This window comes from Dongia sp. (genome assembly GCF_041905885.1).
Lineage (GTDB): Bacteria > Pseudomonadota > Alphaproteobacteria > Dongiales > Dongiaceae > Dongia.
In genome coordinates this window covers 35,070-60,636 of the sequence record NZ_JAYRKD010000021.1, presented here as the reverse complement: position 1 = coordinate 60,636, position 25,567 = coordinate 35,070, and the positions used below count along the sequence as shown (strand labels likewise).

Annotated in this window: 24 protein-coding genes and 1 riboswitch; of the genes, 12 read left to right on the top strand and 12 right to left on the bottom strand. The window is 66.3% G+C overall.

The genetic code is table 11. The features are described 5' to 3' along the window. Positions 1 to 3 precede the first annotated feature (3 nt). The gene (locus ACH2CY_RS19610) at positions 4 to 1,104 is read right to left on the bottom strand and encodes an FAD-dependent oxidoreductase (protein ID WP_395021064.1); all 1,101 of its coding nucleotides are present in this window, start codon (positions 1,102 to 1,104) and stop codon (positions 4 to 6) included. A 1-nt stretch (position 1,105) separates the two neighbouring features. Next, the gene (locus ACH2CY_RS19605) at positions 1,106 to 1,735 is read right to left on the bottom strand and encodes a LysE family translocator (RefSeq protein WP_395021062.1); all 630 of its coding nucleotides are present in this window, start codon (positions 1,733 to 1,735) and stop codon (positions 1,106 to 1,108) included. Between the two features lie 83 nt (positions 1,736 to 1,818). Between ACH2CY_RS19605 and cimA the strand changes: the two genes are divergently transcribed. From cimA to ACH2CY_RS19585, 4 genes are all read left to right on the top strand, one after another. Beyond that, positions 1,819 to 3,423: a citramalate synthase gene (cimA, locus tag ACH2CY_RS19600; RefSeq protein WP_395021060.1), complete on the top strand. Its 1,605-nt coding sequence runs from the start codon at positions 1,819 to 1,821 to the stop codon at positions 3,421 to 3,423. Beyond that, positions 3,420 to 4,181: an RNA methyltransferase gene (locus ACH2CY_RS19595; protein ID WP_395021058.1), complete on the top strand. Its 762-nt coding sequence runs from the start codon at positions 3,420 to 3,422 to the stop codon at positions 4,179 to 4,181. Before cimA ends, ACH2CY_RS19595 begins: the two co-directional genes overlap by 4 nt. A 160-nt stretch (positions 4,182 to 4,341) precedes the next feature. Next, a complete protein-coding gene (gene rpsD, locus ACH2CY_RS19590) occupies positions 4,342 to 4,962 on the top strand; it encodes a 30S ribosomal protein S4 (RefSeq protein ID WP_395021057.1) in 621 nt (206 codons plus the stop codon). Positions 4,963 to 5,038: 76 nt separating this feature from the next. After that, entirely contained in the window at positions 5,039 to 5,845 is an 807-nt protein-coding gene (locus ACH2CY_RS19585) for an NAD-dependent epimerase/dehydratase family protein (RefSeq protein ID WP_395021056.1), read from the top strand. A gap of 3 nt (positions 5,846 to 5,848) precedes the next feature. Here the strand turns inward: ACH2CY_RS19585 and ACH2CY_RS19580 are convergent, their stop codons facing one another. Beyond that, positions 5,849 to 6,313 (bottom strand): DUF2231 domain-containing protein, encoded by a 465-nt coding sequence (locus ACH2CY_RS19580; protein ID WP_395021055.1) that lies wholly within the window; start codon positions 6,311 to 6,313, stop codon positions 5,849 to 5,851. Between the two features lie 212 nt (positions 6,314 to 6,525). On the opposite strand from ACH2CY_RS19580, the gene ACH2CY_RS19575 reads away from it, so the two are divergent. Beyond that, positions 6,526 to 7,203, top strand: coding sequence for a caspase domain-containing protein (locus tag ACH2CY_RS19575; protein ID WP_395021053.1), 678 nt, complete (start codon positions 6,526 to 6,528; stop codon positions 7,201 to 7,203). 13 nt (positions 7,204 to 7,216) lie between these two features. After that, a complete protein-coding gene (locus ACH2CY_RS19570; RefSeq protein ID WP_395021052.1) occupies positions 7,217 to 8,197 on the top strand; it encodes an NAD-dependent epimerase/dehydratase family protein in 981 nt (326 codons plus the stop codon). 117 nt (positions 8,198 to 8,314) lie between these two features. On the opposite strand, the gene ACH2CY_RS19565 is transcribed toward ACH2CY_RS19570, so the two are convergent. The 5 genes from ACH2CY_RS19565 to ACH2CY_RS19545 all read right to left on the bottom strand — a co-directional run bounded on the left by ACH2CY_RS19565 (position 8,315) and on the right by ACH2CY_RS19545 (position 14,169). Continuing rightward, a complete protein-coding gene (locus ACH2CY_RS19565; protein WP_395021051.1) occupies positions 8,315 to 9,352 on the bottom strand; it encodes an adenosine deaminase in 1,038 nt (345 codons plus the stop codon). A 512-nt stretch (positions 9,353 to 9,864) separates the two neighbouring features. Beyond that, positions 9,865 to 11,535 carry an acyl-CoA dehydrogenase family protein gene (locus ACH2CY_RS19560; protein WP_395021049.1) on the bottom strand — a complete coding sequence of 557 codons (1,671 nt, stop codon included), beginning with the start codon at positions 11,533 to 11,535 and terminating at the stop codon, positions 9,865 to 9,867. An 11-nt stretch (positions 11,536 to 11,546) separates the two neighbouring features. After that, on the bottom strand, positions 11,547 to 12,854 hold the full coding sequence (gene ccrA / locus ACH2CY_RS19555; protein WP_395021048.1) for a crotonyl-CoA carboxylase/reductase: 1,308 nt from the start codon (positions 12,852 to 12,854) through the stop codon (positions 11,547 to 11,549). Positions 12,855 to 13,305: 451 nt separating this feature from the next. Continuing rightward, positions 13,306 to 13,605: a YMGG-like glycine zipper-containing protein gene (locus tag ACH2CY_RS19550; RefSeq protein WP_395021046.1), complete on the bottom strand. Its 300-nt coding sequence runs from the start codon at positions 13,603 to 13,605 to the stop codon at positions 13,306 to 13,308. 219 nt (positions 13,606 to 13,824) lie between these two features. Further along, entirely contained in the window at positions 13,825 to 14,169 is a 345-nt protein-coding gene (locus tag ACH2CY_RS19545; RefSeq protein WP_395021044.1) for a hypothetical protein, read from the bottom strand. 232 nt (positions 14,170 to 14,401) lie between these two features. Beyond that, positions 14,402 to 14,478: riboswitch (SAM riboswitch) on the top strand. A 52-nt stretch (positions 14,479 to 14,530) separates the two neighbouring features. Here ACH2CY_RS19545 and metZ point away from each other — a divergent pair. Continuing rightward, positions 14,531 to 15,727, top strand: a complete 1,197-nt coding sequence (gene metZ, locus ACH2CY_RS19540) for an O-succinylhomoserine sulfhydrylase (RefSeq protein ID WP_395021042.1) — start codon at positions 14,531 to 14,533, stop codon at positions 15,725 to 15,727. Here the strand turns inward: metZ and ACH2CY_RS19535 are convergent. Beyond that, positions 15,724 to 16,119, bottom strand: a complete 396-nt coding sequence (locus ACH2CY_RS19535; protein WP_395021041.1) for a nuclear transport factor 2 family protein — start codon at positions 16,117 to 16,119, stop codon at positions 15,724 to 15,726. The two genes, metZ and ACH2CY_RS19535, sit on opposite strands and share 4 nt — an antisense overlap. Positions 16,120 to 16,272: 153 nt before the next feature. Between ACH2CY_RS19535 and ACH2CY_RS19530 the strand changes: the two genes are divergently transcribed. The 3 genes from ACH2CY_RS19530 to ACH2CY_RS19520 all read left to right on the top strand — a co-directional run bounded on the left by ACH2CY_RS19530 (position 16,273) and on the right by ACH2CY_RS19520 (position 20,866). Then, positions 16,273 to 18,273: a methylmalonyl-CoA mutase family protein gene (locus ACH2CY_RS19530; RefSeq protein ID WP_395021040.1), complete on the top strand. Its 2,001-nt coding sequence runs from the start codon at positions 16,273 to 16,275 to the stop codon at positions 18,271 to 18,273. Further along, positions 18,273 to 18,962, top strand: coding sequence for a 5,6-dimethylbenzimidazole synthase (bluB, locus tag ACH2CY_RS19525; protein ID WP_395021039.1), 690 nt, complete (start codon positions 18,273 to 18,275; stop codon positions 18,960 to 18,962). The genes ACH2CY_RS19530 and bluB overlap by 1 nt, the downstream gene beginning before the upstream one ends. A 173-nt stretch (positions 18,963 to 19,135) precedes the next feature. Beyond that, positions 19,136 to 20,866 carry an ATP-binding protein gene (locus tag ACH2CY_RS19520; RefSeq protein WP_395021037.1) on the top strand — a complete coding sequence of 577 codons (1,731 nt, stop codon included), beginning with the start codon at positions 19,136 to 19,138 and terminating at the stop codon, positions 20,864 to 20,866. 4 nt (positions 20,867 to 20,870) lie between these two features. On the opposite strand, the gene aroC is transcribed toward ACH2CY_RS19520, so the two are convergent. From aroC to ACH2CY_RS19505, 3 genes are all read right to left on the bottom strand, one after another. After that, positions 20,871 to 21,956 (bottom strand): chorismate synthase, encoded by a 1,086-nt coding sequence (gene aroC, locus ACH2CY_RS19515; RefSeq protein ID WP_395021035.1) that lies wholly within the window; start codon positions 21,954 to 21,956, stop codon positions 20,871 to 20,873. A gap of 10 nt (positions 21,957 to 21,966) precedes the next feature. Continuing rightward, the gene (gene fabI, locus ACH2CY_RS19510; RefSeq protein WP_395021033.1) at positions 21,967 to 22,803 is read right to left on the bottom strand and encodes an enoyl-ACP reductase FabI; all 837 of its coding nucleotides are present in this window, start codon (positions 22,801 to 22,803) and stop codon (positions 21,967 to 21,969) included. Between the two features lie 120 nt (positions 22,804 to 22,923). Next, positions 22,924 to 23,871, bottom strand: a complete 948-nt coding sequence (locus ACH2CY_RS19505; RefSeq protein WP_395021032.1) for a DnaJ C-terminal domain-containing protein — start codon at positions 23,869 to 23,871, stop codon at positions 22,924 to 22,926. Between the two features lie 170 nt (positions 23,872 to 24,041). On the opposite strand from ACH2CY_RS19505, the gene pdxH reads away from it, so the two are divergent. Both pdxH and ACH2CY_RS19495 read left to right on the top strand, forming a co-directional pair. Beyond that, positions 24,042 to 24,665, top strand: coding sequence for a pyridoxamine 5'-phosphate oxidase (gene pdxH / locus ACH2CY_RS19500; RefSeq protein ID WP_395021031.1), 624 nt, complete (start codon positions 24,042 to 24,044; stop codon positions 24,663 to 24,665). Beyond that, positions 24,665 to 25,567 carry a cation diffusion facilitator family transporter gene (locus ACH2CY_RS19495; protein ID WP_395021029.1) on the top strand — a complete coding sequence of 301 codons (903 nt, stop codon included), beginning with the start codon at positions 24,665 to 24,667 and terminating at the stop codon, positions 25,565 to 25,567. Before pdxH ends, ACH2CY_RS19495 begins: the two co-directional genes overlap by 1 nt.

The window sequence follows — 25,567 nt, the reverse complement described above, 5'->3', positions numbered from 1 at the left end:
GCGCTAGTCGTAGCCGCCCAGCAGCTTCGCGGTCGCTTCCAGATCCGCCTCGCCGAGCACGACCTGGGCGAGCTTCTCGCCGTTCAAGGCGGCGAATTTGTAGCCGTGGCCGGAGCAGCCGCTGAACAGGATCAGCCGCTCGCGGCGCTGCAGCTGGAAGCGGTCGTCGGGGGCGATCGTGTAGAAGCAGGTCTTCATATAGAGCCTGCGGTAATCCGCGACGTCCGGCAGGGAGTAACGGAAGAAGGCGCGGATCGCCTGGTCCTCGTTCTCGTCGAGGGCGGCATGCTGCTCGGGATCGCCGCGGCGGCGGTGGTCGGGCGCGCAGATCTTCATGTCGCTGCCGTCGGCCGGCGGCAGGATGTAGCAGCCGCTCTCGCCGCCGAGATCGACGATGACCGGCGTCTCGGCCCAGGCTGCCGCCCATTTCGCCGGCGGCGCCACGTAGAGCACGGCCTGGCGATAGGTCACCAGTGCGGCGGCGAAGTCCGGGAAGAGCTTCGAGGCCCAGGCCCCGCCGGAGAAGATCACGCGGTCGCCGAGGAAGACGGCGCCGCTCTCGGTCTCGACCCGGCCGACCGCGGAATCGACGCTGACGACCTTCTCGCGCGGCACCAGGGCGACGCCGCTCTGCCGCAGCGCGAGCGCCAGATCGGTGGCGATGCGATCGGGAAACAGCGCGCCGCCGCGATCGGTGAAGATGCCGGTGGCACGGTCGGGAAACTGGAATTGCGGCAGGCGCCGGCGAAGCTCCGCCACGTCCCAGAGGCGATAGGGAATGCCGAGCCGGTCGAGCCCGGCGCGGCCGCGGTCGCTCCAGTCGTCGGGGTCGTTGGAGACCGCGAGCACGCCGGTCTCGGCCAGATGCTTGCGGCCCAATCGCTCCCAGAGCCGGTCCCAGGCGGCGAAGGCGTGGTCCACCAGCCGGGCATAGGCATCCGCCCCGGGATACATGTGGCGGATGATGCGGTGCTGGTCGAAGGAGGCGGCGCGCGGGTGCGGAATCTCGCCTTGCTCGATCAGGGTGACCTTGCAGCCTTTCTCGGAAAGCCGGAGCGCCGCGACCATGCCGGCGGCGCCGGCGCCGATCACGATGACTTGCACGCTATCGTCTTTCGGCGAAGGCGAGACGAAGCGCCAGACCGACGAAGACGAGCGCAGTGAAGCGGTTGAGCCAACGGGCGAAGCGCTCGGACCCGCGCAGCATCCCTGCAGCGGCACCCGCGGAGATCGCGACGACGCAGTTCACCGTGGTGCCGCCGATGTTGAAGATCAAGCCCAGCACCAGGATCTGCACGATGACCGAGCCGCGGGCGGGATCGACGAATTGCGGCAGGAAGGCGAGGATGAACAGCGCCACCTTCGGGTTGAGCAGGTTGGTGAGCGCGCCCTCGGCGAAGACCCGGCCGGTGCTGACCGGCGGCAGGTCCTTGAGCGCGATGGCTGCCGCGCTGGCGCGGATCGCCTTCCAGGCGAGGTAGAGGAGATAGAGCGCGCCGCCGACCTTGATCGCGATAAAGGCGGCTTCCGATTGGGCGAGCAGGGCCGCGACCCCGAAGGCCGCCAGCAGGCTGTGGGCGAGGGAACCCAGGGCCACGCCAAAGCTGGCCGCGATCCCGGCCGAGCGGCCTTGGGTCGCTGAGCGGGCGATCACATAGGTCATGTCGGCGCCCGGCGTCAGGTTCAAGGCCAAGGCGGCCGCAAGAAAGGGCAGAAGGTTCGAAAAATCAGGCATTTGGCGCTTATTTTGGGAGGTCTGCTTGACCCCCAAGGTTCCATATGCTGAAAACCGGGTCAATCTCGATGGCGACCTGAAACATGTCCGACGACAAGCGCGTCTATCTGTTCGACACGACCCTGCGCGACGGGGCGCAGACCCAGGGCGTCGACTTCAATGTCGGCGACAAGCAGGCCCTGGCGGCGGCGCTCGACCGGCTGGGCGTGGACTATGTCGAGGGCGGCTGGCCCGGCGCCAACCCGACCGACGACGCTTTCTTCGGCAATGCGCCGCGCTTCAAGCGCGCCAAGTTCGTCGCCTTCGGCATGACCCGGCGGCCCGGCCGCAGCGCCGCCAACGATCCGGGACTCTCCGCGCTGCTCAACGCCAAGACCCATGCGGTCTGCATGGTGGGGAAGTCCTGGGATTTCCATGTCGATGTGGCGCTCGGCATCGCGCGTTCCGAGAACGTGGCGATGATCGCCGAGAGTGTCACGCATGCCAAGGAGCGGGTCGCCGAGGTCATGTTCGACGCCGAGCATTTCTTCGACGGCTACAAGAACAACCCGGCCTATGCGCTGGAATGCGCCGAAGCGGCCTACAAGGCCGGGGCGCGCTGGATCGTGCTCTGCGACACCAACGGCGGCACCCTGCCGCATGAGATCGAGCGCATCGTCGGCGAGGTCACGCGCACGATCCCCGGCAGCAACCTCGGCATCCATTGCCACAACGATACCGAGAACGCGGTCGCGAACTCGCTGGCGGCGGTCAGGGCCGGCGTGCGCCAGGTGCAGGGTACCTTGAACGGGCTCGGCGAGCGCTGCGGCAATGCCAATCTGGTGTCGCTGATCCCGTCCTTGATGCTGAAGACCGATTTCAAGACCGGTCTCAGCGACGAGGATCTGAAGCATATCACCCATCTCTCGCGCCTGCTGGACGAGCGGCTCAACCGCGCGCCTTCTCGTTCGGCTGCCTATGTCGGCGAATCCGCGTTCGCGCATAAGGGCGGGCTGCATGTCTCCGCGGTCGAGAAGGACCCGAAGACCTACGAGCATATCGAGCCGGGCGTGGTCGGGAACCGCCGCCACATCGTGGTCTCCGACCAGTCGGGCCGCGCCAACATCCTGGCGCGGTTCCGCGAGATCGGGCTGGAGATCAACCCGGACGACCCGAAGGTCGCGGCGCTGGTCGAGACGGTGAAGCTGCGCGAATACGACGGCTACGCCTATGACGGCGCGGAAGCCAGCTTCGAGCTGCTGGCGCGGCGCGGGCTCGGCACGGTGCCCGATTACTTCAAGCTGGCGCGGTTCCGCGTCATGGACGAGCGGCGCTGGAACGTGCGGGGCGATCTGGTGACCGAATCCGAGGCCACCGTGACCCTCGATGTCCATGGCGAGGACATGATGACGGTCGCGACCGGCAACGGCCCGGTGAACGCGCTCGATACCGCGCTGCGCAAGGCGCTGACGCCGCTCTATCCCGGGCTCTCGGACATGCGCCTGGTCGACTTCAAGGTCCGCATCCTCACCCCCCAGGCCGGCACCGAGGCGGTCACCCGGGTGATGATCGAAAGCGCCGATGCCAGCGGGGAGCGCTGGAGCACGGTCGGCGTCTCCACCAACATCATCGATGCCTCCTATGAGGCGCTGAACGACGCCTTGACCTGGAAGCTGCTGAAGCTGGCGCAGGCCTCCGCCGCGCAATGACCGCCCCGACGTCCGAAAGGGGCATCCCGCCGGCGGTCATCCTGGTAGAGCCGCAGCTGGCCGAGAATATCGGCACCGCCGCCAGGGCGATGCTGAACTGCGGTCTCACCGACCTCCGCCTCGTCAACCCACGCGATCCTTTCCCGAGCGAGCGCGCGCTGGCCGCTTCGGTCGGCGCGCTGGAGATCATGCCGCCGGTCCGGATCTTCGACAGCACCCAGGCCGCCGTCGCCGACCTGCAGATGGTCTATGCGACCACCGCGCGGGAGCGGAAGATGGTGAAGCCGATCCTCACCCCGCGCGCGGTCGGCGAGAAATCGGTGGAAGCGGGCCGGGCGGGGCGCAAGGTCGGTGTCCTGTTCGGCAAGGAGCGCACCGGGCTCGAGAAGGACGACGTCGCGCTGGCCGATGCGGTCGTCACCGTGCCGCTCAATCCGGACTTCACCTCGCTCAACCTCGCGCAGGCGGTGCTGTTGATCGGCTACGAGTGGTACCAGGCGGGGGACTCGACGCCGGCACGGGTGCTGGAGACGCACGGCGCCGAGCCCGCGACCAAGGAGGAGCTCTATGGCTTCTTTGCCCATTTCGAGAAGGCGCTGGACGAATGCGGCTTCCTCAGGAACGAGGAAGCGCGGCCGAACATGATCCGGAATTTGCGGAACATGTGGGGCCGGGCCGAGCTGACCGAGCAAGAAATCCGTACCCTGCACGGCGTGGTCAAGGAATTGACCACGCTGCGGGAGAAAAAGCGGCCTTAAATCAGCGGCTTAGGCGGCTTGACTTGGGGATTTTGGCCGCTATGATCCGCCCGCTCCCGAGCCGGATAGGTCCAAAACCGATCCAGCCGCCGCGTAACAGCGGGCCGGACAGCCGGGACATGAACAACATCGTAACCAAGCGAGAAAGAAGGATTTCCGCATGTCCGATAAGCGTGGCGAGGCCAAGCACAAAATCGACCGCCGGCTTGGCGTCAATCTCTGGGGCCGCGCCAAGAGCCCCGTCAACAACAACCGCGACTACGGCCCGGGCCAGCACGGCCAGCGCCGCAAGAAGCCGACCGACTTCGGCATCCAGCTGATGGCGAAGCAGAAGCTGAAGGGCTACTACGGCTCGATCGGCGAGCGCCAGTTCCGCGGCCTCTACCAGGAAGCCTCGCGCCGCCGCGGTGACACCTCCGAGAACCTGGTCGGCCTGCTCGAGCGCCGCCTGGAGACCGTGGTCTATCGCGCCAAGTTCGTGCCGACCGTGTTCGCCGCGCGCCAGTTCGTCAACCACGGCCACATCAAGGTCAACGGCAAGCGCGTCAACATCGGCTCCTACCAGGTGAAGGAAGGCGATGTCGTCGAGGTCCGCGAGCGCAGCCGCGATCTCGCGCTGGTGCTGACCGCCGTGCAGTCCAACGAGCGCGACGTGCCGCAGTACATCACCGCCGACCACAAGAAGATGACCGCGCAGTTCGTGCGCACCCCGCAGCTCGCCGACATCCCCTATCCGGTGGCGATGGAGCCGCATCTGGTCGTCGAATTTTATTCGCGCTGATCCCGCTCTGGATCATCGCATCGAGACGCGAAGGCCGGCACCCGTTGCCGGCCTTTTGCTTTCAGCGAGGAACCGCATGGCCACCACCCACCACCGCATCCTGATCACCGGCGCCGCGGGCAATCTGGGGCGCGTGCTGCGCGAGCGTCTGCGCGGCAGCTTTCCGGTCCTGCGGCTTTCCGACCGCGACGAGATGGCGCCGGCGGAAGCGGGCGAGGAGGTGGTGCGCTGCGATCTTGCCGACGCCGCGGCGACGGCGCGGCTCTGCGAAGGGGTCGACGCGATCCTGCATTTCGGCGGCCGCTCGCTGGAAGGCAGCTGGCCCGAGGTGCTCGCGCCCAACATCCTGGGCGCGATCAATCTCTGGGAGGGCGCGCGGCTGGCCGGGGTCGAGCGCATCGTCTTTGCCAGCTCCAACCATGTGGTCGGTCTCTACCGTCGTTCGGAAATGCTCGATCATCAGGTGACGCCGCGCCCCGACGGGCGCTACGGCCTCTCCAAGGCCTTCGGCGAGGACCTGGCCTCGCTCTATGCCCATAAGCACGGGATCAAGGCCTTCTGCATGCGGATCGGTTCCTGCTTCGGCAATCCCCGCAACGAGCGCATGCTCTCGACCTGGCTGTCCTTTCCGGATTTCGAGCGGCTGGTGCGGGTCGGCCTCACCGCCGACTATCGCTTCGAGATCGTCTACGGCCAGTCGCGCAACAGCCGCGCCTTCTGGGACAACGGCAATGCCTATCGGCTGGGCTATGACCCGCAGGACAATGCCGAGGTCTTCGCCGCCGAGGTCGCAGGCAAGGTCAGCGGCAACCCGGTGAGCGACCTGCTCCAGGGCGGCGATTTCGTGCCGCCGGATTTCTCCGGCGACCTCGACCAGCTCTGACGATTACTGCGCCGCGTGGGCGACGTTGACGCCCAGGTCATAGACCAGCTGGCCGCCGTAGTAGGCCGTGGCGGTGACCAGCGCCGCGCCGGCGACCTCGACCAGCGACACCAGTAGCGCGGCGGTGCCGGTAAGCCGCAGGTCGCGCCACCAGAGCCCGAGCCGGATGACGGCCCAGACCGCGAAGGCCGCCGCCGTGGCCTCGCCGAGCGCCTCGTGCATCTCGGCGATATCGCTGTGGAAGCCGCCGGATTCCGCGAACTCCAGCGCCGCGTCGCCCATGAAATAGGCCCCGATCGCGAAGGCGCCGGCCGCCAGCGCCAGGCCGAGCGACAGATTGGCCAGCCCGCCCCGCCCGGTGATGATCTGGCCCCGCGCCGCGGCGACGAGATCGACGACGGCCAGGGTGATGAAGAAGACGATCGGGAAGTGAACCAGGATGGGATGGATGTGCTGGACCGCAAGCATGGTGAGTCTCCGCAGTGAATGCCGGACACCTGCATGTCAGGTTGCCCTGACATAAAGCTGACGGTTGTCAGAAACGACAATCAGTTGCATCCTGGGCTGACGGGGATCAAAGGGGAGCGGGGATGTTCTTGAAACGATGGCCGGGATTGCTCGCACTGGTTCTGGCCGCGGTGTTCGCCCTGCGCGCGGAGGCGGAGCCGCGGGTCGCGCTGGTGATCGGCAATGCCGGTTACCGCGCGGACTTGGGCGCCCTGGCCAGCCCTGCGAACGACGCGAAGCTGATGGCCGAGACGCTGAGGAAATGCGGCTTTACCGTGCAGACCGTCGTGGACGCAGACCAGAAGCAGATAAAGCGTGCGATTGTGGAGTTCGGCGACAAGATCGCCGACGCTGGGCCGAAGGCCACGGCCTTGTTCTTCTATACCGGGCATGGGATCAGCGTGCGATCGATCAGCTACCTCATTCCGATCAGGGCAGAGATTGCGAAGGAGTCCGATGTCGGAATTGAAGCGGTCGCGCTGGACGATGTCATCCAGCAGATGATGTTCGCCGGTGCCGCGACCAGCATCGTCATCGTCGATGCGAGCCGCAACAACCCGTTGGCGCGAAGCTTTCGCTCGGCGTATCGCGGCCTGTTGCCGCTCACGGCTATGGGGCCGAATTTCTTCATTGCCTATTCCACGGCGCCCGGCTTCCTGGCGGGTTATGACGAAGGGGAACACAGTCCCTATGTGGCGGCCTTGACTGAAAGCATGCTGGTTCCGGGCCTGCCGATCCAGGAGGTGTTCGACCGCACGCGCAAGAAGGTGATCGCGCTCACCGAACAGAAACAGGTGCCTTGGGAATCCGCTTCGATGACGGATCCCTTCTATTTCATGCCGCAGAACTGATCGGGACAAAGTCATGCTCATTCTCGTGACCGGAGCGACCGGCAAGGTCGGAAGGGTTTTCATCGACGCACTGCGCGCCGATCCGAAGTGGAAGGCGGCGAAGATCCGCGCGCTCTGCCATAACCGCGCGCTCCCCGAGGACGAGCGGCTCTCGGTGGTCAAGGGCTCGATCGCTGACCGCGCCGTCGCCGAAGCGGCGATGCGCGACGTGACCCATGTCGTCCACCTCGCGACCTGCAAGGAGACGCCCGAGGACGTGGTGGACGTCGCCGTGGGCGGCCTGTTCTGGCTGCTGGAGGCGTTTCGCCAGAGCAAGACCGCGCAGCGCTTCATGCTGATCGGCGGCGATGCGGCGATCGGGCATTTCTTCTACCGCCATCCCGGCCCGATCACCGAGGCGGTGCCGCACATGGCCTATCCCGGCTGCTATGCCCTCTCCAAGGTGCTGGAGGAGGTGATGCTGCAGCAAACCATCATCCAATACGGGATCGACGGTTGCACCTTGCGCGCGCCCTGGATCATGGAGAAGGACGATTTCAAATACACGCTCTCCTTCGGCGACGACGTGTTCGGCGGCCCGGTCTGGAAGGACCTGGTGCCGGCGGCCGACGCCAAGCGCTACGCCGAATCCGGCACCGTGCCGCTGCTGCTCGACGCCGACGGCAAGCCGCTGAAGCGCAACTTCGTCCATGTGACCGACCTGGTGGCGGCGATGATCGCGGCGCTCGACCACCCCAAGGCGAAGCACCAGCTGTTCAACATCTGCATGGACGTGCCGGTCGATTACGGCGCGGTCGCGCAGCACCTGCAGAAGACCCGCGGCCTGCCCTCGGTCGAGATCCCGAGCGACTACCATTCGAACTGGATGGACAACAGCAAGGCCAAGTATTTCCTCGGCTGGCGCCCGGCCTACGATCTTACGAAGCTGATCGACGCCGCCTACGACTACAAGCGCGGCGCGGACGACCCGCGCAAGATCTGGTATCCGGGGTGACGACTTTATCTTGTCGTCATCCTCCGCGAAGGCGGAGGATCCACGAGTTCGCCTCCGTGCGCCCGAAAGAAACTCGTGGATGGTCCGCCTTCGCGGACCATGACGAGGTGAAGGGGGCTAGGATGCACCTTCTCGTACATACGCGTCGATCCGCGCAAGGTAGCCGGCCTTCTCCGCGTCGCTGAGGAACGCGCCGTGGAAGCTGTTGGCGGCGATGTCGGCGAGTTCGCCCCGCGTGAGGTTCAGCGCCTGCGCGGTCTGGATGTAGTTCTCCTGGAGATAGCCGCCGAAATAGGCGGGGTCGTCGGAGTTGATCGTCACCCTGACTCCGGCTTCGTAGAGGCGGCGGAGCGGGTGGTCGGCCAGGGTCTTCACGGTACAGAGCCGGACGTTGGAGAGCGGGCAGACGGTGAGCGTGGTGCCGTCTCTGGCCAACCGTTCGACCAGAGCCGGATCGTCGATCGCGCGGATGCCGTGATCGACGCGCTCCACCTTCAGCACATCGAGCGCGTCGCGCACGAAGGCGGCGGGGCCTTCCTCGCCGGCATGGGCGACCACGCGCAGCCCCTTGGCGCGGGCGGCGGCGAACAGCCGCTCGAAATCGGCCGGCGGAAAGCCGACCTCGGAGGAATCGAGGCCGAGGCCGGCGATCTGGTCGAGGAAGGGCTCGGCTTCGGCCAGCATCTTCAAGCCGGGTTCCTCGCCCAAGTGGCGCAGGCAGCAGATGATGATCTTGGATTTGATTCCATGCCGCTGCTCGGCGGCGGCCATGCCGTCGAGCACGCCGCCCAGTGCCTCGCCGAAGGCGATGCCGCGGTCGGTGTGGGTCTGGGGGTCAAAGAAGATCTCGGCATAGACGCCGCCATCGGCGGCGAGGCGATCGAAATAGGCTACGGTCAGGGCGGCGAAGTCCGCGCGGTGGATGAGGACGCCGGCCGCCATGTAGTAAAGGTCGAGGAAGCTCTGCAGGCTGTCGAAGTCATAGGCCCGCTTCACTTCCTCGATGCTGCGATAGGGCAGCTTCACGCCGTTCTTGGCCGCGAGCGCGAACATCAGCTCGGGCTCGAGACTGCCTTCGATGTGGAGGTGAAGCTCGGCCTTGGGCAGGCCGCGGATGAAGCGGTCGAGGGCGGTGTCGGTCGTGCTGTCGGTCATGGGGCGGGATAGCACGACGGCGGGCGCAGTCCAAGTGACGTGGTTCCGCCGGGACCTTTACGGCCCCCCACCGTATTGAGGGGTGTCAAAGCCCAATCAAGCTTTTGACGGCGAATGCTTTTCCCTCGTTTCGAGAGGCCGGGGCGGATTCTCCTGGCGTAAAGGCCCTGTAAAGGTTCCGGCGCAGACCGGCGACCCTGTGCGGCTGAACCTGCTCGAAGATTCTGTCTGCGTCCGGTCTGCGTTGCAGAGCAGCATGCTCGCTGCGCCCGCGGAGCAAACAACATTCACGATTTCAAACAGCACCCGCCTTCGCGCTGCGCGCTACGGAGGGCAAGCGGCGATTGTATCACGATCGGCGCAGCGCGTCTCGCAGCCACGTCGCCTGAATTCGGGAATATGCAGCGGAAGCGGGTGGAGGTGCCTTCGGAGACGTCAACCCCCTCCCTGGCCCTCCCCCATCTTGAGGGAGGGGATTCTGTTGAAGCGGCTGTGGCGCGTGACGGTCGCTGCTAGTTTCTTCCGCTCAGCAGCCCGCGGGCGACGACCTGGGCTTGGATCTCGGCGGCGCCTTCGAAGATGTTGAGAATTCGGGCGTCGCACAGCACGCGGCTGATCGGGTATTCCTGCGCGTAGCCGTTGCCGCCGTGGATCTGCAGTGCGTTGTCGGCATTCGACCAGGCCGTGCGCGCGGCCAGGAGCTTGGCCATGCCGGCGGGGATGTCGCAGCGGCGGTCGCTGTCCTTCTCGCGGGCGGCGAAATAGGAGAGCTGGCGGGCGATCATGGTCTCGACCGCCATCCAGGCCAATTTGCCGGAGATGCGCGGGAAGGCGTAGATCGGCTTGCCGAACTGGATGCGCTCGCGGGCATATTTCAATCCCAGCTCCATGGCGCATTGCGCGACCCCGACGGCACGGGCCGCGGTCTGGATGCGGGCGCTTTCGAACGTCGCCATCAGCTGCTTGAAGCCTTCGCCCTCCTGGCCGCCGAGCAGGTTCTCGGCCTTGACCTCGAAGCCGTCGAAGGAGAGCTCGTATTCCTTCATGCCGCGATAGCCGAGCACCGGGATCTCGCCGCCCTTCATGCCCTTGGCGGGGAAGGGATCGGCCTCCGTGCCGCGCGGCTTCTCGGCGATGAACATGGAGAGGCCGCGATAGTCGGTCGAGTTCGGATCGGTGCGCGCCAGCAGGGTCATCACGTCGCTGCGCGACGCGTGGGTGATCCAGGTCTTGTTGCCGGTCACTTTGTAGACGTCGCCGTCCTTGACCGCGCGGGTGCGCAGGGAGCCGAGGTCGGAGCCGGTGTTGGGCTCGGTGAAGACGGCGGTCGGCAAGATCTCGCCGGAGGCGAGCTTGGGCAGCCAATGCTGCTTTTGCGCCTCGGTGCCGCCGAGGCGGATCAGCTCGGCCGCGATCTCGGAGCGGGTGCCCAATGAGCCGAGGCCGATATAGCCGCGCGAGAGTTCTTCGGTCACCACGCACATGGCGAGCTTGCCGAGACCGGCGCCGCCGAAATCCTCCGGCACGGTCAGGCCGAAGACTCCCATCTCGGCGAGCTGCTCGATCACTTCGATCGGGATCAGCGCGTCCTTGAGGTGCCATTGATGGGCGGCCTCGCGATGGGCTTCGGCGAAGGCGTGGAACTGGTCCTGGATGATGGTCAGCGCCTCGTCGTCCAGCGCCGCCTCGCCGAAGCGGCCTTCGGCGATGTGTCGCGCGAGGGCGGCCCTGGTCTCGGCGCTGTTGCCGGAGGCGATCAGGTCCTGCACGGCCTCGAGCGGCCGAAGGTCTGTGGCCGCGAGGCCGAGATCGGCCGGGCGCACGATCTCGCCTTGGCTCATCGGGAAGCCGCCGGCGATCTGCGCCAGATATTCGCCGAAGCCGATCTGCAGGATCAGCGCCTCGGCCTCGCCGAAGCGATCGGTTTCATTGAGGCGCTTGGCCCAGGCGAGCAGCTGCGCCAGGGCCGTCGCATAGGTCGAGAGCCAGGCGAAGCCATGGGCCGCGAACTGGTTGCGGTCGAAGGCCGCGCTGTCGACCTTGCCGCTCGGCGCCACGCGCGCGGTGACGGCGCGGCGCGCGGCCTCGACGATGATCTCGGCGGCATTGAGGCCGGCGTGACACCGTTCGAGGAGGTTCGGCAGCAATGGAGAAGCTGCCGTATCATCGGCAGCTCTAGCCATCTGCGCCGACATCACTCTTCCATGCAGTCTTCGATAGTGCGCCGGCCTGGACGCTTGGCCTGGACCAGCACCGCCATATTGCCGGGCTTGTGCTGGTTCTTCCACATCTTCATATGCGCGGCCGGGATGTCTTCCCAGGGGAAGACCTCGGACATGCAGGGGTCGATGCGGCGCTCGACCACCAGATGATTGGCCTGGCTGGCCTGCAGCAGGTTGGCGAAATGGCTGCCCTGGATGCGTTTCTGGCGCATCCAGACGAAACGCGCGTCGAAGGTGATGTTGTAGCCGGTGGTGCCGGCGCAGAACACCACCATGCCGCCGCGCTTCACCACGAAGCAGGAGACCGGGAAGGTCGCTTCGCCGGGATGCTCGAACACGAAATCGACGTCGATGCCCTTGCCGGTGATGTCCCAGATCGCCTTGCCGAAGGCGCGGCACTTCTTCATGTACTCGGCATAGGCCGCGCTGTCGTCGACATCCGGGAGCTGGCCCCAGCAGTCGAAGTCGTTGCGGTTGATGACGCCCTTGGCGCCCAGCTGCATGACGAAGTCGCGCTTCGATTCATCGGAGATGATGCCGATCGCGTTGGCGCCGGCGGTGGAGATCAGCTGCACCGCCATCGAGCCCAAGCCACCCGAGGCGCCCCAGACCAGCACGTTGTGGCCCGGGCGCAGAATATGCGGGCGATGGCCGAACAGCATGCGGTAGGCGGTCGCGAGCGTCAGGGTGTAGCAGGCGCTCTCTTCCCAGGTGAGGTGCTTCGGCCGCGGCATCAGCTGGCGGCCCTGCACGCGGCAGAACTGGGCGAAGGAGCCGTCGGGAGTCTCATAACCCCAGATGCGCTGCGAGGGCGAGAACATCGGGTCGCCGCCGTTGCACTCCTCGTCGTCGCCGTCATCCTGGTTGCAATGGACCACGACCTCGTCGCCGACCTTCCAGCGCTTCACACGGGAGCCGATCGCCCAGACGATGCCGGACGCATCGGAGCCGGCGATGTGATACTCGGCCTTGTGCACGTCGAAAGGGGAGATCGGCTTGCCCAAGCCCGCCCAGACGCCGTTGTAGTTGACGCCCGCGGCCATCACCATGACCAGGACCTCGTCGGCCTCGAGCTTCGGCGTCTCCACGACCTCGACCTGCATCGACTTGTCGGGCGGGCCATGGCGCTCGCGACGGATCGCCCAGGCATACATCTTGGCAGGGACATGGCCGAGGGGCGGGATCTCGCCCAGCTCATAGAGCGCCTTCAGCGGCGGGCTTTTGGGCGCCTCCGCGCCATTCTTCTTGGTCAGCGGAATGACGACGGCATTGTCACTCATAAGCCTGCTCCCATGCCCCCTAGAGGTGTCCAAATTAATTCGCAGATGCGAAATCCGTTGCATCCTGCCTTCGCAATTGCAGAAGGGTCAAGCCCGATTCTTTATGAAACTGTCTCAGAATAGGGGTCGTTTGTTCAAAAGATGCGCGATTGATCAAAAGTATGAAATTAAATACTGCACGCAAAGTGCGCGGCGCACCATTCACGGGGGTGGGACGGGGCGGGTGAGATCCGGCCCAAAAGAAAACGCCCGGCTTGCGCCGGGCGTCAGGCGAGGCATCTGCCTCAGCGACAAGGTCCAGGTCCGTGGGTGGGGAGACCGGGCCAGAGTTGGACCTCGTCGGGCGCTTTTGTGGTTCCAGTCGGGGGTCCGAAACCACAGCGCTTTTGATTATTCCGCTCTCAACAGTTGCCTGTGTTCCCGTGTGGTTGATGGAGCCTCGCGGTCGATCCTAACGGTCGTCGCCGCAGCAAAGCGCGCCCGTAGCGGCACCCGCGGCACCGCCGATCAGCGCGCCCGCAACCGGTGCACCAAAGAGCAGGCCCACGCCGGCACCGCCCGCTGCGCCAATGGCGCCGCCCGACACGGTCCGCTGTTCCTGGTTCGACATGCCAGAGCAGCCGGACAGGAAAGCCACGAGTAGAACGCTCGCGATAACGCGCTTCATGGGATGTGACTCCTTCTCAAATTCCATGACCCGCGAGAGGTTCCCCCGTAGGGCGAATTCCGTGGTGGAAAGCCCTTCGGTCATCTCGCCTCAGTAAACGATCGAGCGCGTCAAAAGTTCGCGGCCGGCCCTGCAAATTCGGAGCGAATTCTCCGAGTCGTTTTTTCTCAATTGGATTTCAGGGGCTTAAGCACGCGGATTCACGGCAGTGTGAATCCGCTCACGGCAGCGTGTGCTGGAAACAAGAACGCCCCGGCCTTGCGGCCGGGGCGCTTGTTGTTGCCGCTGATGCAGCGCGCGAGGTCAGAGCCGGAACTGCAGGCTGATCGCCGGCTGCGGCTGCGGGACGACATAGACCGGCGGCGGCGGCGCGTAATAGACGCGCGGCGGCGCTTCGTAATAGACGGCCGGCGGCCGCGGCTGCACATAATGGATGCGCGGCGGCGGTGAATAATAATAGCCGTTGCGCACGACCACGCGCGGACCATCGTCCCAGTCGCCTTGGCCATGCTTCTTCCAGTGCTTGCCGTGGCCCCAGCCGTTGCCATGCGAGTCATCGGCTTGCGCGGCCGAGGCGCCGACGGCCATCAAAGCCAAACCGCCAGCGAGAGCGGCGGCGATCGTCTTCGATCCTTTGAGGCGCAACATGATTTTTCTCCACTCCTGTCGGGGGCTGATCCTGCCCTGCGCAGGCCGCGATCCCGGTGTTGAGTGATTGGAATCGCGGTTCGTCCCCGCTCATACAACGCGCGAGCCTAATCAACCCCTCTGCCGCCGGCGGTCACTTCGCCGTGAAGGCGGTGCCGCTAAGCCTCTGAAGATTGCGGCAGAATCGTGGCGCGTCCGCTTGGTTGACATTCGCGTCCCGGCGTGGATACTCGCGGGACTTCGTGGCGATTTGAGCTCGGCTTGCGGCCACGTTAAACATGCAGCTAAAAGGGTCTGGGACACGCATTTTGCACCTCGACCTTGCCGGTCGGGGTGTTTTTGTGTCCGGAGGTCTGATTCAATGACGAGCAAACGCGAGATCAAGTCGCACTGGCGCAGCGCGACGCGCCTGGTGCATGCGGGCCAGTCCCGCTCGGGTTTCAAGGAGACCGCGGAGCCGGTCTACTTCACGTCCGGCTATATCTATGAGAGCGCGGAGGAGGCAGAGGCCGCCTTCAACAATTCGCAGCCGCGCTTCGTCTATTCGCGCTTCGGCAACCCGACGGTCGCGATGTTCGAGGAGCGGATGGCCGACCTCGAAGGCGCCGAAGCCGCGCGCGGAACCGCGAGCGGCATGGCCGCGGTCTTCGCCGCACTCGCCTGCCAGGTGAAGGCCGGCGATCGCATCGTCTCCTCCGATGCGCTGTTCGGCTCCTGCCAGTTCATCCTGGCCGAGATCCTGCCGAAATGGGGCGTCGAATGCGTGTTCGTCGACGGGCGCGACAACGACGCCTGGAAGCAGGCGCTCGGCAAGCCGACCAAGGCGGTGTTCCTGGAGACGCCGAGCAACCCGAGCCTGCGGCTGGTCGATCTCGAGGCGGTGAGCAAGCTGGCGCATGCCGCGGGCGCCACGGTGGTGGTCGACAACGTCTTCGCGACGCCGCTGCTGCAGCAGCCGCTGAAGCTCGGCGCAGATGTCGTGGTCTATTCCGCGACCAAGCATATCGACGGCCAGGGGCGCACCTTGGGCGGCGTCATCCTGGGCACGCAGAAATTCATCACCGAGACCCTGCAGCCCTTCCTGCGCCATACCGGCCCTTCATTGAGTCCGATGAATGCCTGGGTGCTGCTGAAAGGCCTGGAGACCTTGGAGCTGCGGGTCACGCGACAGGCGGCCAGCGCCGAGACCATCGCGCGCAAGCTCTCGGGGCATGCGAAGCTGGCGCAGGTGCTCTACCCGACGCTGGAAGGCTTCCCGCAGCGCGCGCTGGCCCAGAAGCAGATGAACGGTGGCGGCACCATGGTCGGCTTCAGCCTGAAGGGCGGCAAGGCGGCCGCCTTCAAGTTCCTGAACGCGCTCCAGCTGGTGCTGATCTCCAACAACCTCGGCGATGCGAAGTCGCTGGCGACGCATCCGATGACCACCACGCACCAGCGCCTCACCGCCGAGCAGCGGGCGGCGCAGGGCATCGACGACGGGCTGATCCGCGTCTCGGTCGGCCTCGAGGATGTTGAGGACATCATCGAGGACCTGGAGCAGGCGCTGCGCGCGGTTTAGCGCGCGTTCGCCGAGGCTTCGGTGTCGTAGATGCCGAGGAAGCGGGTGATCTTGCCCTGCTTCACGGTGAAGACGTGCACCCATTCGCTCTCGAAGACTTTGCCGGAGGGGATCGCGGCGCAGCGCTCCCAGCCGATCACGGTGACATGCTCGCCGCCCGGCATGAACTCGCGCGGCTCGAAGGCCTGGATGTCGTCGGCCGCGGCGACCGCGGCGAACCAGGCGGCAACCTCCGCCTTCTTGAAGCGGCCGGTATAGGGAAGGCGCTTCGGGCCGATGAAGCGCCAGTCCACGTCCTCGCTCAGCAGATGGACGATGGCCGGAATGTCGCCACGGCCGAAGGCATGATAGGCGGCGCGGACCACGTCCACGCCGGCGTCGCTGATCAGCATGCTGTCCTCCCAGTTGGGTTGTGCTGATCCTCCTTCGCGGGGCTTGCGACTTTGGATGCAGCGCGGGGGACTTGCCTGGGGATGCCTGCCCGGGGCAATATTGCAGTGCACAATGAAAAGCCGGCCAAATCGGCGGATTTTGGGAGAGGGTGGATGAGCGGCGAGAAGCGGGAGCAGCCCCCCAGGGATTTACCTTGGCTGTTCCGGACCTATTCCGGGCACAGCTCAGCGGCGGCCTCGAACCGGCTTTACCGGACCAATCTCGCGCGCGGCCAGACCGGGCTCTCGATCGCCTTCGATCTCCCGACCCAGACCGGCTATGACGCCGACCATGCCCTGGCCAAGGGCGAGGTCGGCAAGGTCGGCGTGCCGGTCTCGCATCTCGGCGACATGCTGACCCTGTTCGACGGCCTGCCGCTCGGCGAGATGAACACCTCGATGACCATCAACGCGACGGCGCCCTGGCTGCTGGCACTCTACATCGCCGCGGCGGAGAAGCAGGGTGTGCCGCGGGCCAAGCTGCAGGGCACGGTGCAGAACGACATCATCAAGGAATATCTCTCGCGCGGCACCTATATCTTCCCGCCCAAGCCGTCGTTGAAGTTGATCACCGACGTCATCAGCTTCGCCTATCGCGAAGTGCCGAAGTGGAATCCGACCAATGTCTGCTCCTACCATTTGCAGGAGGCGGGGGCGACGCCGGTGCAGGAGCTGGCCTATGCATTGGCCACGGCGGTCTGCGTGCTCGACGGCGTGAAGCAGTCGGGGCAGGTGCCGGCGGCGGACCTGCCGCAGGTGGTGGGGCGGATCAGCTTCTTCGTCAATGCCGGCCTGAAGTTCATCACCGAGATGTGCAAGATGCGCGCCTTCGCCGAGCTCTGGGACGAGATCGCGCGCGAGCGTTACGGGGTCGAGGACCCGAAGCTGCGGCGCTTCCGCTACGGCGTGCAGGTGAACAGTCTCGGCCTCACCGAGCAGCAGCCGGAGAACAATGTCTATCGCATCCTGCTGGAGATGCTCGCGGTCACCCTGAGCAAGAACGCGCGGGCGCGGGCGGTGCAGCTGCCCGCCTGGAACGAGGCGCTCGGCCTGCCGCGGCCCTGGGACCAGCAATGGTCGCTGCGGCTGCAGCAGATCGTCGCCTTCGAGACCGACCTGCTGGAGTTCGACGACATCTTCGACGGTTCGAGCGCGATCGCTGAGAAGGTGGAGGCGCTGAAGCGCGACGCGCGCGAGGAGCTGGCGCGGATCGACGCGATGGGTGGCGCGGTCGCCGCGATCGACAGCAGCTATATGAAGCAGCGGCTGGTGGAATCCAACGCACGGCGGCTGGCGGCGATCGAGAACGGCAGCCAGACCGTGGTCGGCGTCAACAAGTTCACCGAAAGCGCGCCATCGCCGCTCACCGCCGGCAGCGACGGCGGTTTCATGAAGGTGGATGAAGCGGCCGAGAGCGAGCAGATCGCACGGCTCAAGGCCTGGCGCGAGGCGCGCGATGCGGCGGCGGTCGCAGCAGCGCTGCAGCGGCTGGAGGGCGATGCGCGCTCCGGCGCCAATATCATGGAAGCCTCGATTGCCTGCGCGCATGCCGGCGTCACCACCGGCGAATGGGGCGCCGCTTTGCGCAAGGTGTTCGGCGAGTATCGCGCCCCGACCGGCGTCGCCCGCGCGAGCGTCGAGATCGCGCGCAGCGATATCAGCAAGGTGCGCGGCCGCGTCGATGCCGTCTCGAAGCGGCTCGGCCGCCGGATCAAGATCCTGGTCGGCAAGCCGGGGCTCGACGGCCATTCCAACGGCGCCGAGCAGATCGCGGTGCGGGCCCGCGATGCGGGGATGGAAGTGGTCTATGAAGGGATCCGCCTGACCCCGGCCGAGATCGTCAACGCGGCGCTCGAGGAGGGCGTGCATGTGATCGGCCTCTCCATCCTCTCCGGCTCGCATGTGGCGCTGGTCGATGACGTGATGGCGCGGCTCAAGAGGCTGGGCCTTGCCGACATTCCGGTCGTGGTCGGCGGAATCATTCCGCCCGAGGACGCCGAGCGCCTGCGGGCCGCCGGCGTCGCGCGGGTCTATACGCCGAAGGACTACGACCTCAACACAATCATGGGCGAGATCGTCGATCTCATCGAAGCCCGCCGCCCCGCAGCCGCCTGATGTCCGCCAATCAAATTTCCGGGGTCCCGCTCTATCGCCCGGCGCCGACGCCGCGGCACCGCGGCTTCGGCCATCCGTTCCAGGCCGAGCTCGCCGAGCTCCTGGCCTGGCGCCGCGACGTGCGGCATTTTCGCACCGACCCGATCCCGCAAGCCGTGGTCGACCGGCTGCTCGATCTCGCCTGCCTGGCACCTTCGGTCGGCAACGCGCAGCCCTGGCGGTTCGTCGATGTGGCCGCCGCGGAACGGCGCACGGCGATCATCGCCAATTATCAGGCGGCGAATGCGGAGGCGCTGTCCGGCTATCGCGGCGAGCGCGCGGCACTCTATGCCTCGCTGAAGCTTTCGGGCCTCAAGGAGGCGCCGGTCCATCTCGCCGTCTTCTGCGATGAGACGACCGGGCAGGGGCTGGGGCTCGGCCGCCGGACCATGCCGGAGACCCTGCGCTATTCGGCCGTGATCGCGGTGCACACTTTGTGGCTGGCGGCGCGGGCCCGCGGGCTCGGGCTCGGCTGGGTCTCGATCCTTGATCCGGTGGCGGCGACCCGGAGTCTCGATGTTCCCGAGACCTGGTCCTTCGTCGCCTATCTCTGCATCGGCTGGCCGGTCGAGGACCAGGCCGAGCCGGAATTGCAGCAGCGCGGCTGGCAGCCGCGCGAGGCCGCCTGCCGGCAGGTCCTGCCGCGCTGATCCGGCGCAACCGGCGCGCCCGGTTCGCATTTTCCCTTTAATCGCATAGCATTGTATGAATATGCTGAGCGCGCCGCTTAGTGGTGCATTAAAGTATTTGTGATCGACTGCAATCCTGGAACCGGGGCGAGAGAGGGCTTCCCCAGAGGATGTCAGGCGCGCTGAACAGGCTGTTGGAGCAGATCGGACCGGCGCTGGCCGTGCTCGGCGTGGCGACGGTGGCGCTGCTCTGCGGCATCGTGGCGGTGCTGATCTCGCGCAACGCCCGGCTGCGGGCCGCGGCGGAGGAAGAGCGCGAGCTCGCGCGCTTCCGCCAGCTGGCCGATGCGACCTTCAGCGGCGTCTTCGTCTATCGCGACAACGTCATTCTCGACGTCAACGGCGCGCTCTGCCGCTTCATGGGTTGCGAGCCGCAGGACCTGATCGGCCATTCGGTCGCCGGCTTCGTGGCACCCTACGACCGCGAGCGGCTGGCGATGCGGATCCAGTCCGGCCAGTTCGAGAACGAGGAATTCGACGTCATCATCAAGTCCGGTGAGTGCCGCACCGTCGAGGTGATCACCCGCCTGGTGGACTATCGCGGCGGCACCGCGCGGGTGACCGCGCTCCGCGACATCACCGACCGCAAGCGCGACGAGCTGTTCCGCGCCGAGGAGCACCGCATCCTGACCGGCATCGCCGAGAGCCAGCCGCTCAGCGACACGGTCGCCGAGGTCTGCCGCCTGGCCGAGGCGGCGATGCCGGATTCGATCTGCTCGGTGCTGCTGGTGACGCCGGAAAACGCGCTGCAGACCGTCGCCGGGCCGAAGCTGCCGGCGGAATACAGCGCCGCGATCGACGGGGTCCGCATCGGGCCGAAGACCGGATCCTGCGGCACCGCCGCCTATCGCGGCGAGCGGGTGGTGGTCGAGGACATCGCGACCGATCCGCTCTGGGAAGACTACAAGCATGTGGCGCTGAAACACGGCCTGCGCGCCTGCTGGTCGGTGCCGCTGATCGCCAGGAACGGAAGGGTGCTCGGCACCTTCGCCACCTATCACGACCGGCCGTACCGGCCGAACCAGCAGGATTTCGACGTGATCAACCGGCTGGCCTCCTATACCGCGATCGCGATCCACCGCAACCAGCTCACGGCCGACCTGATCGCGGCGCGCGACCATGCCGAGGCGGCCAGCCAGGCGAAGTCGCAGTTCCTCGCCAACATGAGCCACGAATTGCGCACGCCATTGAACGCCATCCTCGGCTTCAGCGAGATCATCGCCGACCAGTCGTTCGGCCCCGAGGCGCAACAGCGCTATGTCGAATATGCCAGCGACATCCACGACAGCGGCACCTATCTGCTGTCGCTGATCAACGACGTGCTGGACGTGGCGCGGGTCGAGGCCGGCAAGGTCCGCATCAACCGCGAGCATTGCGCCGTGGCCAAGGCGATCGAGGAGCAGCTGCGCGTGGTCCGCCGCGCCTATCCGGAATGCGCCCGCATCGTGGTGCAGATCGGCGGCGACTGCCCCGACCTGCTGGTCGATCGCCGCGCCTTCGGCCAGATCCTGCTCAACGTGGTCGGCAATGCCTGCAAGTTCACGCCGCAGGCGGGCCAGATCACCATCGCCTGCAACGCTCAGGTCCCAGGCCTGCGCCTGACCGTCACCGACAACGGCCCCGGCATTCCGGCCAACATGATCGAGGAAATGGGCAAGCCGTTCCGTCAGGTCGAGAGCGCCTACAGCCGGCGCCATCCCGGCACCGGCCTCGGCCTCTACATCTCGCGCTCGCTGATGCGGCTGCACGGCGGCGACCTCGAGATCGCCAGCACGCTGGGTCAGGGCACCACGATCACGCTCAGCTTCCCGGAGGATTGCGTGCTGCGGGCCCTCGATCTGCCGGCGCGCGCCGCCGGCGAATAACCGGCTAGAGCCCGATCTGCCCGCGGTGGCGGAGCAGATGGTCGGCCAGCACCACCGCCATCATCGCTTCGCCGACCGGCACCGCGCGAATTCCCACACAAGGGTCGTGGCGGCCGGTGGTCGAGGTGTCGACTTCCTCGCCGGTGATGGTGACGCTCTTGCGCGGGGTGTGGATCGAGCTGGTCGGCTTAACCGCGAAGCGGACCACGACATCCTGCCCGGTCGATAGGCCGCCGAGGATGCCGCCGGCCTGGTTGGAGAGGAACTTGACCTTGCCGTTCTCCATCCGCATCTCATCGGCATTCTCTTCGCCGGAGAGCCGGGCCGCCTCGAAGCCGGCGCCGATCTCGACGCCCTTGACCGCGTTGATGCTCATCATCGCCGCGGCGAGGTCGGCGTCGAGCTTGCCGTAGAGCGGCGCGCCCAAACCCACCGGCACGTTACGCGCGACCACCTCGATGACGGCACCGATGGAGGAGCCGGCCTTGCGGGTCGCGTCGAGATGCTCTTCCCAGCGCGCCACGATCGCGGCATCGGGCGACCAGAAGGGATTGTTCTCGGTCTCGGCCCAGTTCCAGTTGGCGCGGTCGATCTTGTGCTTGCCGATCTGCACCAGCGCGCCCTGGATCTCCACCGGCTTCGGCAAGATGTGGTTCAGGACCTCGCGGGCGACCGCGCCGGCGGCGACCCGGCTCGCGGTCTCGCGGGCCGAGGAGCGGCCCCCGCCGCGATAGTCGCGCACACCATACTTGGCCCAATAGGTGTAGTCGGCGTGTCCCGGCCGGAACTGCTCCTTGATCTTCGAATAATCCTTGCTGCGCTGGTCCTCGTTCTGGATCAGCAGCGAGATCGGCGTGCCGGTGGTCCGGTCCTCGAATACCCCGGAGAGGATCTGCACGGCGTCGGGCTCGCGGCGCTGGGTCACGAAGCGCGACTGGCCGGGCTTGCGGCGGTCGAGCCAGTGCTGGATCGCCTCGGCCTTCAGGGTGATGCCGGGCGGCGTGCCATCGACCACGCAACCGATCGCCGGCCCATGGCTCTCGCCCCAGGTCGTGAAGCGGAACAGGTGACCGAAGCTGTTGTGCGACATGGGAAGGTCTTCAGCGCTCGCTGAAGCTCTTCAGCATGTCGGCGAGGTCGGCCGCCGAATCGGTCCGCATCATGCCGACCGTGTTGTAGCCGGCGTCGACGTGGTGCAACTCGCCGGTGACGCCGCGGGAGAGGTCGCTCAGCAAGTAGAGGCCGGAGCCGCCCACGTCATCGATGGTGACGTTGCGCTTCATCGGCGCGTTGAGCTCGTTCCAGCGCAGGATGTGGCGGAAGTCGCCGATGCCGGAAGCCGCCAGCGTCTTGATCGGGCCGGCCGAGATCGCGTTGACGCGGATGTTCTCCGGGCCGAGGTCGGCGGCGAGATAGCGCACCGAGCATTCCAGCGCGGCCTTGGCGACGCCCATCACGTTGTAGTGCGGCATCACCTTCTCGGCGCCGAAGTAGGAGAGGGTGAGCAGGCTGCCGCCGTTCGGCATCAAGGGCCGCGCCCGCTGGCAGACCGCGGTAAAGGAAAAGCAGGAGATGTCCATGGTCAGCGCGAAGTTCTTGCGCGAGGTATCGACGTAGAGGCCCTTCAGCTCGTCCTTGTCGGAGAAGGCGATGGCATGGACCACGAAATCGAGGCTGGCCCAACTCGCCTTGATCGCCTCGAAGGTCTTGTCGATGCTGGCGTCGTCGGAGACGTCGCAGGGCAGCACGACCTTCGCGCCGACCTGTTGCGCCAGCGGGCGGACGCGCTTCTCCAGCGCCTCGCCCTGGTAGGTGAAGGCAAGCTCCGCGCCTTGATCGGCGGCGGCCTTGGCGATGCCCCAGGCGATCGACCGGTCGTTGGCGACGCCCATGATGAGCCCGCGCTTGCCGGTCATCAGCCCACGGTTTTCCGTCATTTCTGGAACCTTGAATCGAGAGGAACTGCGGATTTATCGCCGCATCCTACACCATTAACAGTTCCGGTCAATTGAGCGGCGACCCCGACTTATCGCGAAGAGCAAAGGCGGATCAAAGGCTTAGCTCTTCGAAAACTTGTCCCGGACGTCCTGGTCGGCGCCGGTGGATTTGGCCCAGCGTTCGACCGCTTGCTCGAGCTCCGAGTCCATCTGGCGCGGCAGAACGACCACGAAACGCACGTATTGATCGCCGCGCAGGCCCTTGGCGTCGGCGACGCCCTTGCCCTTCAGGCGGAGCTGGGTGCCGGTGTTGCTGCCCTTGGGCACTTTCAAGGACACGTTGCCGTCGATGGTCGGCACGGTGATCTGGCCGCCGAGCACCGCCTCGCCGAGGGAAATCGGGCATTCGAGCAGGATGTCGCTGCCCTCGCGCTCGAAATAGGCATGCGGCTTCACACTGATCTCGACATAGGCGTCGCCATTGGGCGCGCCGCCCTGGCCGGGGAGACCCTGGCTCTTCAAGCGCAGGCTCTGCCCGTCGACCGTGCCGGGCGGGATGGTGATGTCGAGGGTCTTGCCGTCGGAGAGGGTGAGGCGCTTCTTCGCGCCGCGCGCGGCTTCCAGGAAGGCGACCTCGGCCTTGTAGGTCACGTCGGCGCCGCGCATTTTCATGCCGGCGCGCTGGCCCCCACCGCTGGCCCGCTGGCCGAAATTGAAGAAGTCGCGGAACAGGTCCTCGGCGAAGGAATCGTCGACTCCGGCATCGGCCGCGCGCGGCCCGCGTCGTGCGCCGCCACCGGTCGCCCCGCCCCAGCCGCGACCGGCCGAGCCGCCCCAGCCGCGCGGATTGCCGTTGTCGTCGATCTCGCCGGCGTCGAACTTGCGGCGCTTCTCGGCGTCGCTCAGCAGGTCGTAGGCGGCGGTCGCCTCCTTGAACTGGGTCTCGACCTTCTTGTTGCCGGGGTTGACGTCGGGGTGAAGCTTCTTCGCCAGCTTGCGATAAGCCTTCTTGATCTCGTCCGCCGTTGCGCCCTGGGAAACGCCGAGGGTCTTGTAGGGGTCAGCCATTAACTTCAGTCTCCTCCGCGCCCAAAGGTAAGGGCTACCCCATATCCCTACAAGAGGCAGGGTGGCCAAGCGCTAGATGTTGTGTGCGTCCTAATCGCCGCTATTGTTGCCACGAAGCCCGGGGCAATATCCGCCCCCGAGAACGATCCCTGGGCAGTACCGAGTGAGCCATGACCAGCACCGAGACCGAATCCACCGCCACCATCCATTCCTGGGACGCGCCCTTCCGCCAGTTCGAAGCCTGGTTTGCGGAGGCCGAGAAGTCCGAGCCCAACGACCCGAACGGCATGGCCCTGGCGACGGTCGGCGCCGACGGGATGCCTTCGGTGCGGATGGTGCTGTTGAAGGGCCAGGATGCGCAGGGCTTCGTCTTCTACACCAACTATGAGAGCCGCAAGGGCCGGCAGATCCTGGGGACGATGAAGGCGGCCCTGCTGTTCCATTGGAAGTCGCTGCGGCGCCAGGTCCGGGTCGAAGGCGAGGTCGAGAGCGTCACCGACGCCGAGGCCGATGCCTATTTCCACAGCAGGCCGAAGGCGAGCCAGATCGGCGCCTGGGCCTCGCAGCAGTCGCGGCCCCTGAAGGGGCGTTTCGAACTCGAAGCCCGGGTCGCGCAATTCACCGCCAAGCATGCGATCGGCCAGGTGCCGCGCCCGCCCTACTGGTCGGGCTTCCGGGTGAAGCCGCGGCTGATCGAGTTCTGGGAGGACCGGCCGTTCCGGCTGCACGACCGCACAGTCTATCACCGCAATGACGCCGGTGACGGCTGGACCACCGAGAAGCTGTTTCCGTAATGGCTGTTTCCGAGAAATCCGCGTCCTTGATGCGCGCTGCCGGCGTGGCCTCGGTCAGCGTGGCGACCTTGCTGATCGCGATCAAGCTCTATGCCTTCGTCGCGACCAATTCGGTCAGCATGCTCTCCTCGCTGTTCGATTCGGCGCTGGATCTCGGCGCCTCCCTGGTCAACCTCTTCGCCATCCGCACGGCGGTGACGCCGGCCGATGCCGAGCACCGTTTCGGCCACGGCAAGGCGGAGCCGCTGGCCGGCCTGGTTCAGGTCGCCTTCATCCTCGGCTCCTCGCTGCTGCTGCTGTTCGAGGTTGGGAAGCATTTCTTCTACCGCGAGGCGGTCGAGCAGGAAGGCGTCGGCATCGTGGTGATGGTGGTCTCGATCGGCCTCACGCTGGTGCTGATCCTGTTCCAGCGCCACGTGATCCGGCAGACCGAATCCATGGCGGTCCATGCGGATTCGGCCCACTACTTCACCGATTTCCTCGCCAACCTCGCGGTCATCGTGTCGCTGCTGCTGACCAGCCTGCTCGGCTGGTGGTGGATCGATCCGCTGTTCGGCCTGCTGGTCGCGCTGTTCATCGCCTTCTCCGCGCTCTCGATCGGCCGCGCCGCGCTCGACATGCTGATGGATCGCGAGATGGACGACCAGGACCGGGACCGCATCAAGCTGATCATCCGGTCCAATCCCGAGGTCATCGACCTGCATGAGCTGCGCACCCGGGTCGCCGGACAGGACCGCTTCATCCAGTTCCACCTGGACCTGAAGCCGGATATCACGCTGAAGGACGCGCATCGGATTTCCGATACTGTCGAGGCCAGCCTGCTCGAGGCCTTCCCCGGCGCCGAGATCATCATCCACCAGGACCCGCTGGGCGCGGACCGCGTCATTCGCCGGTTCGGGTGA